Below are 13,143 nucleotides of genomic sequence, written 5' to 3' on the forward strand. Positions count from 1 at the left end.
CCGACGTGCATTCAGCACGTGCGGTCATTCAATTGCTATGAAAGGGTTCGTTATGACCACTGGCACAGTTAAATGGTTCAATTCCACCAAGGGCTTCGGCTTCATTCAGCCTGATGACGGCGGCGCTGACGCCTTCGTTCACATCTCTGCCGTCGAGCGCGCCGGCATGCGTGAAATCGTCGAAGGCCAGAAGATCGGCTATGAGCTTGAGCGCGATAACAAGTCGGGCAAAATGTCCGCTTGCAATCTTCAAGCTGCCTTAAATTGATATCTGCTTTCCTTTGACCACGGATGTACTGGCACTGTTGAAAGCGTGATACCAGCGAGGTCAGGCAAATTGCCTGGCCTTTTTGCTGCACTCGAGCGGGCCACTGCACCATTCCTTAAATGGGAATCGATCTAAGGAATTATGCAGCAAGTCAAAGCGTTCCAGCGTCCTTTGCGCGTCTTGAGACGCGCGGCGCTGTTACGAAAATCCAGGACTGATATGACAGACACACACAGCAAATCGCGCCAACGGGCGGAGATCGCCTTCGGAAACGTACAGTCGCAATTCTTGGCGCGCAGCCGCGCGGTCGAAGAGATCGATCAGACTGTGCGCGCCCGCGAGGAAAAGACCTTGAGATTGCGAGAAGCCCGTGAGGCCAAGGAATTACAGGATCGCTTGATGGCGGCCGCCGACCCTTCTGTGAAGCGAAAAAAGAAAAAGTGATTCAAGATCTAGATGATTTCAAGCCGGATTGGCATAATAGCATCCGGATCCCAATCGAATACATAGAGCATAGGGTCATGCGAAAGCCGCACAGTTTTCGGCAATCATGCTCTAACGTCGCAGCAAAACAGTCAGGTAACAGAATTGAAAAACGCCAGAAACAATGAGCTTTCCGATCGTCGCAGCGCCGCTGCCGAAGCAAAGGCCGCTCTCCTCAATGCGTATCGTGACGCCAAGGATAAGGCTGAGCCGACCAGGCAGGCAAAGCAGGCGGAGCGTCAGGCCGTCGCTGCCGCCAGGGAAGAACGCCGCGCCGAGCGCGAACGGGTAAAGCGCGAGGAACTGGAGCAGGCGAAAGCCGCGGAAGCAGAACGCCAGGCCGCCGCCGAGGCTGCAGCACGCGCCGACGCCGACGCGCGGGAAGCGGCTGACAAAGACCGGATCGCTCGCGTCATTGCCGACGAAGCCGCCCGGAAGGCCGCACGCGACCTGCGTTACGCCAATCGAAAAGCCAGAAAGTCGTGACTGTCAGCGCTGCCTGTCGTCACAACAGGCAGCGCCCTCTTTCAAGCGGCCTGCACGGCTGCATTCAGCGGGATTTCGACATCGATCTCGAGCGTTGAGACGAATTCGTTGCGATCGATCGTCACCTGCACCTTGTCATGGTCGAGCTCGACATGCTTGGCGATCACCGCAAGGATTTCCTCGCGCAGCAGGGTGACCAGGTCCGACCCGGCCGAAGATCGCTCATGGGCGAGAAGCACCTGCAGGCGCTCACGAGCGGCCGGTGCGGTTCTCTGCTTGTTGAAAAGACGGAAAATACTCATGCCGCCCTCCGTCCGAAGATTTTGCCGAAAATATTCCGCTTTTCCTCAGGGATCGCCATCGGCACCAACTCGCCGGCGAGCCGGCGGGCGGCGTCGAAATAGGCCATCGCAGCCGGGCTGCGGCTTTCTGCCAGCGTGACCGGCGCACCGATATTGGAGGCGCGCAGGACATCCATGCTTTCGGGCACGATGCCGAGCAGCGGGATGGACAGGATCTCCAGGACGTCGTCAACCTTGAGCATGTCGCCGCGCTCGGCGCGGTTGGCGTCGTAGCGGGTCAGCAGCAGGTGCTTTTCCATCCGTTCGCCGCGTTCGGCCTTGGCGGTCTTGGCATCCAGCAGGCCGATGATGCGATCGGAATCGCGTACCGACGAGACTTCGGGATTGGTCACGACAACGGCAACATCGGCATGGCGCATCGCAAGCGTTGCGCCGCGCTCGATCCCGGCCGGGCTGTCGCAGATGATCCAGTCGAAATAGCGCTTCAGGTCGTTGATGACCTGCTCCACGCCCTCGGCCGTCAGATTGTCCTTGTCGCGCGTCTGCGAGGCCGGCAGCAGGAACAGCGTTTCCAGCCGCTTGTCGCGGATCAGCGCCTGGGTGAGCTTCGCATCGCCCTGGATCACGTTGATCAGGTCGTAGACGACCCGGCGCTCGGCGCCCATGACCAGGTCGAGATTGCGCAAGCCGACGTCGAAATCGACGACGACGACTTTTTCATTGCGTTGCGCCAGCGCCGCTCCCAATGCGGCGGTCGAGGTCGTCTTTCCGACCCCGCCCTTGCCTGACGTGACGACGATCACTTTCCCCATGTCTCTCTCCTTAGTCGTGGCCGCAGTAGTTCAAAGTGTTACAGCGTCCTTTGCGCGTCTGAAGAGCCGCGCGGCGCTGTGGTCAGATCAGTTTTTCCGCCATGATCGCATCGTCTTCGAGCCAGAGCTGCACAGCCTGTCCGCGAAGATTGGGCGCCATGTCTTCCGCCATTTTGTAGATGCCGTCGATTGCGACCAGCTCGGCCTCGAGCTTGCGGCAAAAGATCCGCGCCGATGCGTTGCCGATGGAGCCCGCCATAGCGCGGCCGCGCAGCGCCCCGTAAATGTGCACCGAGCCTCCCGCGATAACCTCCGCGCCGGAGGCGACCGATCCGATGACCGTGACGTCGCCTTCCGGGAAGATCACCGATTGCCCCGAGCGCACCGGCTCCCGGATGACGATCGATTGCATTGCCGGACGGGGCTCGGCCGCTGGCGGTTTCCCGACCGGATCGACGGGATCGTTTGCCTGAACCTCGATGTCGGAAGCCGAGCGGCCGCCCTTGAGCGCTGGAGGCATGCCCGCGCCGAGGATCGAAGGTCGTGCGCCCTCGATGCCCATGATGCTGACATTGCGCTTGGCAAGTTCGGCAATCAGGTCCTTGAGCTGCGGCCGGTCGATTTGCAGGTCCGTCACATCGAGCACGACGGGCCGTCCGAGGAAGAAGCCGGCCGAACGCGCAGCCAGATCGTCCAGCCTGATCAACCAATCATCGATGGGAAGATCCGGGGACAGCATGACCGCGAGGAAAGAGCGGCCCTTGATGCGGATAGAGCGAGCGTCTGTTAGCACTTTGGTCATCTATGTGAAGAAATCGTTGATCATGTCTAGCGCGACTATGGTTAACAAAAAGTTAACGCGGCCTTAACATTCCCCACGATCACAGAGGGTTTGTCAGTCGCAGAATAGCGGCAAGTTGTTGAAAATGTGTCTGAATATCAGCAGACGTGGGACGGTTAACAATCCCGTCTTCGACCTGAGCCCGAATTATTTCGTGAGCCGGGAAACGCTCAGCCTTCCGCCTTGCGTTGCGCCTCGGAAATGGCACGCGCGGCCTCTTCGGAGGAGTTGGCGAGCGTGCGCATCTCGGCGGCAAGCACGGCAAAGCCCGATCCGGCCGTGCCGGCGCGGGCGGCTTCGATGCCGGCGTTGACGGCGAGCAGCTTCAGGTAACGCAGCGATTGCAGAATCTCGTTGGTCTTCGAAGCGGTGACGCGCATATCGGCGGTCCGCTCGTCGATTCGCTGATAAAGCGATTCGATATTGATGATGCTGCCTTCGAGGTAGAGAAGCTCACCCTTTTGGTCCCAGATGCCGCCGCCGGTCTCCGTCACCCAGATCAGATGGCCCATCGCATGGCGGATGCGGTATTCCATCGTCCAGTCCGCGCGCTTCTCCAGCGCCCGGCCGACGATTTCGTCCATCAACGGCACGTCTTCCTCGTACATGATCGAGGTGAAGGTCCGCGTACGGTTGCCGATGATTTCGTCGGCGGGATAACCGAAAATGCGCTCGATGCCGTTGGTCATCTCAAGCATCGTGTAGTTTTCATCGGCACGGCAGCGATAGAGAAAACCGCTCATGCGTCCGAGAATGCTCGTTTGAAAATCCATGAAGGCCACGTTCGAAGAGAAGAGTTGCGGATGGATTATATCGGCTCGTTTCAAAAGGCGCCGGTCATAAAATGCCGGACGAAGTGTACGAATAGCTTCGTCCGGCAGAACACTCGCGTCCGGTCAGTTGCGCAGATATTCCTCCTTGGAATCGTCGAGCGCCTCGACCCAGGGCGTGTGATGCTTCGGCGACATGTTGCCGGTCATCAGCGATCGATAGGCGTGGTCGCGGAAGCCCATGATATTGTCCGCCTTGTGATGTTCCCACTCCATGAAAGTCCGGTTGGTGCCTTCGATGTCGAAGGAGGGATAATCGGTCTCGGCAAGCAGTTCCTTCACATAGTCGCCCTGATACCAGATCATCTGCTCGGCATCCTCGAGCGTCTCCTCGCGGGCCCGCCACATATCGAAATTGGCCTTCAGTTCCTCTTCCGGCGGCAGGGTGATGCGGCCCATCATCACATCGCGTGCCCACCAGGCCTGCACGTCGAACATGTTGAAGGTGTAGAACTGATCCTGCATGCCGATATAGAAAAGCCGCGGGTTCTTATCGAAGATCACCCCCTTGTAGAGGCTGTCGGCCCAGAGGCGGTTGGCGGTCTTCAGCCGGAGGTCGTCGGGCAGGAAAGGGAAATGGTGCTGGTAGCCGGTGCACAGGATCAGCGCGTCGACCTCCTTGCTCGAGCCGTCGAGGAAATAGGCAGTGCGGTTTTCGAGCCGGGTCAGCAGCGGCCGTTCCTCGAAATTCTCAGGCCATTTGAAGCCCATCGGCTTCGAGCGGTAGCTCGTCGTCACCGATTTTGCGCCGTATTTCCAGCATTGCGAGCCGATGTCTTCGGCCGAATAGCTGCGGCCGACGAGCAGAATATCCTTACCCTTGAACTCCAGCGCATCGCGGAAATCGTGGGCATGCAGGACCCGACCGTTGAAGGTCCTCACGCCCTCGAAATAGGGCACGTTCGGCGTCGAGAAGTGGCCTGATGCGACGACGACATAGTCGAATTCCTCGTCATACATCCGGTCCTCGACGCGGTTGTGCGCCGTCACCGTGAATTTCTTCGTCGCTTCGTCGAAGCGGACCATGCGCACCGGCGTGCTGAAGCGCACCCAATGGCGGACATTGGCCTTTTCGACGCGGCCCTTGATGTAATCCCAGAGCACGGCGCGCGGCGGATAGGAGGCGATCGGCTTGCCGAAGTGCTCCTCGAAGGAATAATCGGCGAATTCGAGGCATTCCTTCGGGCCGTTCGACCAGAGGTAACGATACATGCTGCCGTGCACCGGTTCGCCATATTCGTCGAGGCCGGTGCGCCAGGTATAATTCCAGAGCCCGCCCCAGTCCGACTGCTTTTCGAAGCAGACGATCTCCGGGATCTCGGCGCCCTTCTGGGCAGCCGATTGAAAGGCGCGCAGCTGCGCCAGACCGGAAGGACCGGCACCGATGACGGCTACTCTTGTCATGAAGCATTCCCCTCTTGATTATGCGATATCAATTTGCGACGAATTTTCAGAGCGTTACGGCGTCTTTCGTGCCTAAAATGCGCGGCGCGCCTCAGTCGGGAAAAGTGCCGGGGCTGGTCGGTGCTCCGTCGTCATACTTGGAAAGCCAGTCGATCGTCGTCTCGCGGAAACGGGTGAGGCCCTTGTAGTCGATGAGTTCGGGCGGCAGCGTCTTCAGTACGCGCGGGAAACGGCGCGCCCATTTCGGCACGGTGACGAGCTCTTCCATGTTCATCAGGTAGCAGCGGATGACGAAAAGGATGGCGTTGGAGCGCGGCAGGCGCCAGAGGCTTTGCAGCTCGACGCGCAGATGCACCTTCTCACCGACATTGTCCGATGTCACCGTGGTACGATCAGGACCCCATTTGTGATAATTCTCGGGACTGGTGTCGAGGCGCGGATTGATCGTCATCGTCCAGTTGAAGCGTCGTGTCGGCTTGCCCTGCTGCAGGTTCAACAGGAATTTCAGCGCCCTGTCGAAGACGCCGATCTGATGGGCGAGCGGCACCGGCCCGTGCCATTCCATGAAGTTCATGCCGATATCGAAATCGAGCGACCAGTCGGCCTGCGTCGTCACCATGCCGGCATCCATCCAGAGATTGCCGTCGCGTTGGTCGACGATGCAGAAATCGCCCTGGGCCTGGCGGGTGATGTATTCGAAGGGCTCATAGGGCAGCGTCGAGGCATCGCCGAAGGTGAAGCTGTCGTCTATGCCGAGCGGGCGGTTGATCCAGCGCCATTGGTCGCCGTTGCGGATCAGCGTGAAATGCTCGGGGTTACCCGCCGCCTGCTCTTCCATCAGCAGTTCGAGCGTATCCCATTGCGCGCTCATCATGTGCGGCAGGGCCTGATAGCGAAGCGGATCTTCCTTCAAAACAAGCGCCCGGTCATGCATCTCGGCAACATAATGCTCGTCGACGTCGATCAGGTTTTCGAAGACGGTGCCTGGCCGGCCGCGCACATGCGGCTCCATGTTGACGGAATACATGTATTCATCGCGATCGAAGGGAAAGGGGAAGCGGCGGATGTTCTCGGGGCTGTTCCGGTAGCTGAAATCGTTCCGGAAGGTTTCCTGCTTGAAGGCAATTGCCATGTCGGGCTCCTCGTTCCGTTTTCCCGATGCCGCTACAGATCAAGATGCAACGTGTTTCCCTCGAAGCGGGAAACACAGATCATCACCTTGCGGCCGGATTCTTTTTCTTCGCTTGTTAGATAGACGTCATGGTGCAGCAGCTTGCCCTCGCAGACGGCAACCGCGGTTTCGCATTGACCGCAGGCGCCGCCGCGACAGAGGAAAGGTGCGTCGACGCCCGCCGCTTCGATCGCCTCCAGCATGCTTTCATGATGACCGACTTTCACCGTCTTGCCCGAGCGCAGAAGCTCGATCGTGAAGGGCTTGCCGGGCAGCGAGGAAAGGAACCGTTCGGAATGCAGGTTCTGTTCCGGCCAGCCGGCGTTGATGCCGGCTTTCAGCACGCCGTCGATCATCCCGGACGGGCCGCAGACATAAAGATGCGTGCCGAGCGGCTGGCTGTCGAGCAGGCGCGCCAGGGGGATGGCGGCGCCTTCCGCGTCGCAATGGATCTTGATGCGATGGGGGCCGTAGCGCTCCAGCAGTTCCCGCCAGTAGGCGCCGCGATCGCGCGTGCGGATGGCATAATGCAGCTCGAAATTGGCGCCCTCGCGGGAAAATTGCTCCATCATCGCGATGAAGGGGGTAATGCCGATGCCGCCGGCGATCAGCAGATGTTTGCGCCCGCGCCAGTCCGGCTGGAAGAGGTTGACGGGATAGCTGACCTTCAGCTCGTCGCCTTCGCGCACCTTCTCATGCATGAAGGTGGATCCGCCGCGTGAATCCTCGACATGCAGCACGCTGATCTCGAAGGCGGCGCAATCATGCGGCGGCGACATCAGCGAATAGGCGTTGCGGCGCATATGGCCGCCGTCGTTCATCGAGACGATGATGTGCGCGCCGCCGGAAAAATAAGGCATGGGCTTGCCGTCGAGGCGCTCGAAGCGAAAGCGTTTGACGCGCTCGGCGATCGGCGTGATCCGCGCCACGCGGACGGGAATTTCGGTGCCGCCGCTCACAGGAACAACTCCTCGGGGTCGGGTGCACTGCCGGGCTCTTCCGCATCGATATTGACGCCCTGGAAGGCGCCGAGCCGGCGGGAATAATGATCGCGCACCAGAAGCGCCAATCCGCAATGGCTGCAGGAAAAGGGACTGACGGTGACGTCGTCGGTAATGCCCTTGCAATGGACGCATTGGACGCGCCGGGCGAGCGAGCCGCGGTGCTCGGTAACGACCGAGGCGTGGTCCATGCCGTAATCGAGCGCCACCAGCATCGCCTGACCGATGAAGCCTTCCCTCCCCGAGATATAAAGCCGCGTGCCCATATGGGCGGCGGCGAGTGAGCCCTTCAATCGGAAGAGCAGCGTTGCGATCGTCGGTGCGGTGAAGAACATGTCCGCGCCAAGGTGGCGCAGTGCCTCGTCCAGGCCGGACCCTTGCGAGCCGCGGGCGACATAGAGGATTTCGCTGCGGGAAAGGGCGGTTTCGTCAAGTGCTGGCCGCTGGTCGAGGAGAGCCTTGGCGCCCTCCCCTTCGAGCGCGAAAATGTGCCGCCGGGCACGCGGCTGGATGGTCAGGCCCGTATAGACTGGTCGGCTCTTGATGCCTGCAACGAGCATTGGCGTGCTCCTTAACCTACGGCAGTCCTCTTCTTCTTCTCCGGATCGTCGAAGGGGAGCGTGTGGGCGGTCGCGTTTGCCTTCACGGTCTTGCCGCGGACTTCGAGTTTCGTCCCATGCACCGCCTTGTCAACGTCGAGACGGGCAATCGCCATGGATTTCTTCGTCAGCGCCGAATAGCTCGGGCAGGTAATGACGCCGACCTTTTTGCCGTCGGCAAAGACCTCGTCGCCGAGATCGGCCGGCCCATCGGCATCGATCAGCATGCCGAAGATCTTGAAGCGTTCCTTGCCCTTGAGGCGGGCATGTTCCTCCGCACCGCGGAAGCCGGTCTTGCCGGGGCTGACGGTAAAGTCGAGACCGAGTTCCCAGAGGCTGTCGCCGGGCGGCTGGTCGGCGAAGGGATACATCTGCGAATTATCGTAGGGGTAGAACAGCAGGTAACTTTCGACGCGCAGCATGTCGAGCACGGAGAAGCAGCAGGGGATGACGCCCATCTCCTTGCCTTCCTCGACGATCCGGTCCCAGACCATGACGGCGTCCTGGCCGCGCACGAAGATCTCGTAGCCGCGTTCGCCGGTATAGCCGGTACGCGAAATCATCACCGGTGCGCCGAACAGTGTCGTCTGCATATGGTGGAAATATTTGAGATCGCGGATGCCCGGCACATATTTGGCGAGATAGTCGACCGCGAGCGGACCCTGCAGCGACAGGTCATGCAGGTCGTCGTCGAAGAGCACGGCGCAATTTCGGCCTGCCGCCTGCCTGACGATCTCCTCGTGGCCGGAACCGGAGCCGTGTACCAGCATCCAGGAATTCGGGCCGGTGCGATAGACGATGCAATCGTCGGTGAAATGGCCGCGCTCGTTCAGCATGGTCGCATAGACCGAGCGGCCGGGGTAGATCTTGGTCAGGTCGCGGGTGGTCATGGCGTCGAGAACGGCGATGGCATGCGGGCCGACCAGATGCACCTTCTTCAGGCCCGAGACATCCATGATGCCGGCCTTGGTGCGGACGGCGACATGTTCTTCCGACATGTCCTTGTCGTAGGTCCAGGCGGTCCCCATGCCGCTCCAGTCCTCGAGCTTCGATCCCAGAGCGCGATGCCGATCCGCCAATACGGAAAAACGCCATGATAAAGCCATTACCGTTCCCTCTTATTTCCTCTACGGAATATTTATTTCTTGACTATATAATTCTTTCGCGTCGTGGCAAGCCCATCCGACATGCATTTCCCCAAAACTTCTATAGCTCTGCGCGCCGCCGATTGATCCAGACCGCGCTCAACCCATGCGTTCGGAGGCGTAGCTGCCGGGGCTTGCCGGGAAGACCACGGTTCGATTGCCGTTGATGAAGGTGCGGTGGTGGATATGGGCGTGGATGGCGCGGGCCAGCACCTGGCTTTCGACGTCGCGGCCGATCGAGACGTAGTCGTCCGGCGACTGCGCATGGGTGATGCGGGCCGTGTCCTGCTCGATGATCGGGCCTTCGTCGAGATCGGCGGTGACGTAATGCGCCGTTGCCCCGATCAGCTTGACGCCGCGGCCATAGGCCTGCTTGTAGGGGTTGGCGCCCTTGAAGCTCGGCAGGAAGGAATGGTGGATGTTGATGATCTTGCCCGACATCTTCTGGCACATCTCGTCCGACAGGATCTGCATGTAGCGGGCAAGCACGATCAGCTCGGTGCCGGTCTGCTCGGCGACCTCCATGATATGGGCTTCGGCCTGAACCTTGTTGGCCTTGGTGACCGGGATATGGTGGAAGGGGATGTCGTGATTGACCACCACCTTCTGGTAGTCGAAATGGTTGGAGACGACGCCGACGATATCGATCGGCAGCGCGCCGATCTTCCAGCGGTAGAGCAGGTCGTTGAGACAATGGCCGAAGCGCGACACCATCAGCAGCACCTTCATGCGGCTTTCGCTGTCGTGGAATTCGTATTCCATCGAAAAGGGCGCGGCGACGGCGGCAAAATCGGCGCCGATCTCTGAGCCGGACAGACCTTCTTCGGAAATGAAGGAGACGCGCATGAAGAACTTGCCGGTATCGAGATCGTCGAACTGCGAACTGTCGATGATGTTGCAGCCCTTCTCCGCCAGATAGCTCGAAATCGCCGCAACGATGCCGCGTGTCGACTTGCAGGATACGGTGAGTACGAAGCTTTTCATGCTGTCTCTTCCTTCGCGAGATCAGGTGGCAAGCATGCGATCACGCCGAAGCTTGCCACTCCGGCGTGTCGGCGGTCGTCAAAGAGCTCGGCCGGCCGCTCAGATATCGAGCGTGCTGTCGCGTTCCCATTGGGTGAAATGCGAGCAGTAGGCATCCCATTCCCGATGCTTGAGCTTCAGGTAGGCGGCGGAAAATTCCGCTCCCATCGCCTGCTTCAGGCCCTCGTCGGCATCATAGGCGCGCAACGCATCGAGAAGGTTGAGCGGCAGCCGCGGCGCGTCCTTCACCAGATGCCCCTCGGCATACATGTCGATATCATAGTGCCGGCCGGGGTCTGCCTGGCTGCGGATGCCGTTAAGGCCGGCAGCGATGATGATCGCCTGCAGCAGGTAGGGATTGACCGCACCATCAGGCAGGCGCAGCTCGAAACGTCCCGGCCCCGGCACGCGCACCATATGCGTGCGGTTGTTGCCCGTCCAGGTCACTGTGTTCGGCGACCAGGTGGCGCCTGAGGTGGTGCGCGGCGCGTTGATCCGCTTATAGGAATTGACCGTCGGATTGGTGACTGCGGCTAGCGCCGAGGCATGTTTCATGATGCCGCCGAGGAAGGTCTTGCCCTGCGCCGATAGCCCGAAGGCCATTTCCTTGTCGGCGAAGGCGTTGACGTTACCGTCGATGTCCCAGACCGAAATATGGGCATGGCAGCCGTTTCCGGTCAGTCCCTTGAAGGGCTTCGGCATGAAGGTGGCGCGAAGCCCGTGCTTTTCGGCGACCGACTTGACCATGAACTTGAAGAAGGAGTGTTTGTCCGCCGTCTTCAGAACATCGTCATATTCCCAGTTCATCTCGAACTGGCCGTTCGCATCCTCGTGGTCGTTCTGATAGGGCTTCCAGCCGAGCTCGAGCATGTAATCGCAAATCTCGGCGATGACGTCGTAGCGGCGCATCACCGCCTGCTGATCGTAGCAGGGCTTTTCGGCGGTATCGAACTGATCCGAGATCACCGAGCCATCCGCGGAGATGAGAAAGAACTCGGGCTCGACGCCGGTTTTCACCCGCAGCCCTTGTTTCGCAGCCTCAGTGACCAGCCTTTTCAGCAGCACACGCGGGGCCTGTTCGACCGGCTGATCGTCCATGACGCAGTCGGCTGCAACCCATGCGACGTCCTTCTTCCATGGGAGCTGGATGACGGAGGAAGCATCGGGAACCGCAAACAGGTCGGGATGGGCAGGCGTCAGGTCGAGCCAGGTGGCAAAGCCGGCAAAGCCGGCGCCATCTTTCTGCATATCGGCAATGGCTTCGGCGGGGACCAGCTTGGCGCGTTGGCCGCCGAACAGGTCGGTGTAGCTGATCATGAAATATTTGATGCCTTTGTCTCTGGCAAAAGCAGCAAGGTCCAGTGTCATTCTCGTTCCCCTTTGGATTTCTTGGAGACACCTTGGTTATGGATGCAAGACGGCCGGGACGTGTGCCCGGCCGGTAGAAATCAATAGCCTCCCTTACCCGGGATCCAGTTGGTGCCGGCAAGCGGCACCTGCGCCATGGCCGATGCCTCGATCGTCAGTGCGACGAGGTCTTCCGGCTCGAGGTTGTGCAGGTGGTTCTTGCCGCAGGCCCGCGCAATCGTCTGCGCCTCGAGCGTCATCACCTTGAGGTAGTTGGCAAGACGGCGGCCGGCCACGATAGGGTCGAGGCGTTTTGAAAGCTCCGGATCCTGGGTGGTGATCCCGGCCGGATCCTTGCCTTCATGCCAATCATCATAGGCGCCGGCTGTCGTTCCGAGTTTCTGATATTCGGCTTCCCAGTGCGGATCATTGTCGCCGATGGCGACAAGTGCCGCCGTGCCGATCGCGACTGCATCGGCGCCGAGCGCCAACGCCTTGGCGACGTCGGCGCCGGAGCGGATGCCGCCCGAAACGATGAGCTGCACCTTCCGATGCATGCCGAGCTCCTGCAGCGCTTGGACGGCCGGGCGAATGCAGGCAAGTGTCGGCATGCCGACATTCTCGATGAAGACGTCCTGCGTGGCCGCCGTGCCGCCCTGCATGCCGTCGAGGACGACGACGTCGGCGCCGGCTTTCACGGCAAGGGCGGTGTCGTAATAGGGACGCGCGCCGCCGATCTTGACGTAGATCGGCTTTTCCCAATCGGTGATCTCGCGCAGCTCCATGATCTTGATTTCGAGATCGTCGGGGCCGGTCCAGTCCGGATGGCGGCAGGCCGAGCGCTGGTCGATGCCCTTCGGCAGGTTGCGCATATTGGCGACGCGGTCGGAGATCTTCTGGCCGAGCAGCATGCCGCCGCCGCCGGGCTTGGCGCCCTGGCCGACCACGACTTCGATCGCATCGGCGCGGCGCAAATCCTTCGGGTTCATGCCATAGCGGGAGGGCAGGTACTGGTAGACCAGCGTCTGCGAATGGCCGCGTTCCTCATCGGTCATGCCACCGTCGCCTGTCGTGGTCGAGGTGCCTGATATCGTCGCGCCGCGGCCGAGCGCTTCCTTGGCATTGCCGGAAAGCGCGCCGAAGCTCATGCCGGCAATGGTGATCGGCGTCTTGAGCGTGATCGGCTTCTTGGCGAAACGCGAGCCGAGCACCACCGTCGTGTCGCACTTCTCGCGATAACCTTCGAGCGGATAGCGCGAGATCGAGGCGCCGAGAAACAGCAGATCGTCGAAATGCGGAACCTTGCGCTTGGTGCCGGCGCCGCGGATGTCATAGATCCCGGTCGCGGCCGCGCGGCGGATTTCGGCGAGCGTATAATCGTCGAAGGTCGCGGACTTGCGGGGCGGGGTATAGGGGTTGTGATAGCTCATG

Annotated in this window: 15 protein-coding genes; 3 read left to right on the top strand and 12 right to left on the bottom strand. The window is 60.6% G+C overall.

Annotated features, from left to right (window positions below; translation table 11 throughout):
* The first annotated feature begins 52 nt into the window (after window positions 1-52).
* From ACS4RS_RS24115 to ACS4RS_RS24125, 3 genes are all read left to right on the top strand, one after another.
* A complete protein-coding gene (locus tag ACS4RS_RS24115) occupies window positions 53-268 on the top strand; it encodes a cold-shock protein (protein ID WP_449314005.1) in 216 nt (71 codons plus the stop codon).
* Between the two features lie 219 nt (window positions 269-487).
* The gene (locus ACS4RS_RS24120) at window positions 488-712 is read left to right on the top strand and encodes a hypothetical protein (RefSeq protein ID WP_439013678.1); all 225 of its coding nucleotides are present in this window, start codon (window positions 488-490) and stop codon (window positions 710-712) included.
* 144 nt (window positions 713-856) lie between these two features.
* Entirely contained in the window at window positions 857-1,237 is a 381-nt protein-coding gene (locus ACS4RS_RS24125) for a DUF6481 family protein (protein WP_012555040.1), read from the top strand.
* Window positions 1,238-1,278: 41 nt separating this feature from the next.
* Here the strand turns inward: ACS4RS_RS24125 and minE are convergent, their stop codons facing one another.
* From minE to ACS4RS_RS24185, 12 genes are all read right to left on the bottom strand, one after another.
* Window positions 1,279-1,539 carry a cell division topological specificity factor MinE gene (minE, locus tag ACS4RS_RS24130; RefSeq protein ID WP_097629714.1) on the bottom strand — a complete coding sequence of 87 codons (261 nt, stop codon included), beginning with the start codon at window positions 1,537-1,539 and terminating at the stop codon, window positions 1,279-1,281.
* Window positions 1,536-2,351: a septum site-determining protein MinD gene (gene minD / locus ACS4RS_RS24135; protein WP_439013385.1), complete on the bottom strand. Its 816-nt coding sequence runs from the start codon at window positions 2,349-2,351 to the stop codon at window positions 1,536-1,538. The genes minE and minD overlap by 4 nt, the downstream gene beginning before the upstream one ends.
* An 82-nt stretch (window positions 2,352-2,433) precedes the next feature.
* On the bottom strand, window positions 2,434-3,153 hold the full coding sequence (gene minC, locus ACS4RS_RS24140; protein WP_439013386.1) for a septum site-determining protein MinC: 720 nt from the start codon (window positions 3,151-3,153) through the stop codon (window positions 2,434-2,436).
* A 209-nt stretch (window positions 3,154-3,362) separates the two neighbouring features.
* A complete protein-coding gene (locus ACS4RS_RS24145; RefSeq protein WP_184375582.1) occupies window positions 3,363-3,965 on the bottom strand; it encodes a methyl-accepting chemotaxis protein in 603 nt (200 codons plus the stop codon).
* A 123-nt stretch (window positions 3,966-4,088) separates the two neighbouring features.
* Window positions 4,089-5,426 carry an NAD(P)-binding domain-containing protein gene (locus tag ACS4RS_RS24150; protein ID WP_439013387.1) on the bottom strand — a complete coding sequence of 446 codons (1,338 nt, stop codon included), beginning with the start codon at window positions 5,424-5,426 and terminating at the stop codon, window positions 4,089-4,091.
* A gap of 91 nt (window positions 5,427-5,517) precedes the next feature.
* Complete coding sequence (locus ACS4RS_RS24155; protein ID WP_439013388.1) at window positions 5,518-6,558, bottom strand: heme-dependent oxidative N-demethylase subunit alpha family protein; 1,041 nt, start codon at window positions 6,556-6,558, stop codon at window positions 5,518-5,520.
* Between the two features lie 32 nt (window positions 6,559-6,590).
* Window positions 6,591-7,556, bottom strand: a complete 966-nt coding sequence (locus ACS4RS_RS24160) for a 2Fe-2S iron-sulfur cluster-binding protein (protein WP_439013389.1) — start codon at window positions 7,554-7,556, stop codon at window positions 6,591-6,593.
* Window positions 7,553-8,158, bottom strand: coding sequence for a dimethylamine monooxygenase subunit DmmA family protein (locus ACS4RS_RS24165; RefSeq protein WP_439013390.1), 606 nt, complete (start codon window positions 8,156-8,158; stop codon window positions 7,553-7,555). Before ACS4RS_RS24165 ends, ACS4RS_RS24160 begins: the two co-directional genes overlap by 4 nt.
* 11 nt (window positions 8,159-8,169) lie before the next feature.
* Entirely contained in the window at window positions 8,170-9,303 is a 1,134-nt protein-coding gene (locus tag ACS4RS_RS24170; protein ID WP_439013391.1) for an aminomethyltransferase family protein, read from the bottom strand.
* 138 nt (window positions 9,304-9,441) lie between these two features.
* A complete protein-coding gene (gene purU / locus ACS4RS_RS24175; RefSeq protein WP_439013392.1) occupies window positions 9,442-10,326 on the bottom strand; it encodes a formyltetrahydrofolate deformylase in 885 nt (294 codons plus the stop codon).
* A 99-nt stretch (window positions 10,327-10,425) separates the two neighbouring features.
* The gene (gene glnT / locus ACS4RS_RS24180) at window positions 10,426-11,733 is read right to left on the bottom strand and encodes a type III glutamate--ammonia ligase (RefSeq protein ID WP_439013393.1); all 1,308 of its coding nucleotides are present in this window, start codon (window positions 11,731-11,733) and stop codon (window positions 10,426-10,428) included.
* Window positions 11,734-11,813: 80 nt separating this feature from the next.
* Window positions 11,814-13,142 (bottom strand): glutamate synthase-related protein, encoded by a 1,329-nt coding sequence (locus ACS4RS_RS24185; RefSeq protein ID WP_439013394.1) that lies wholly within the window; start codon window positions 13,140-13,142, stop codon window positions 11,814-11,816.
* Window position 13,143: the final 1 nt, after the last annotated feature.

This window comes from Rhizobium sp. F40D2 (genome assembly GCF_051810745.2).
GTDB lineage: Bacteria > Pseudomonadota > Alphaproteobacteria > Rhizobiales > Rhizobiaceae > Rhizobium.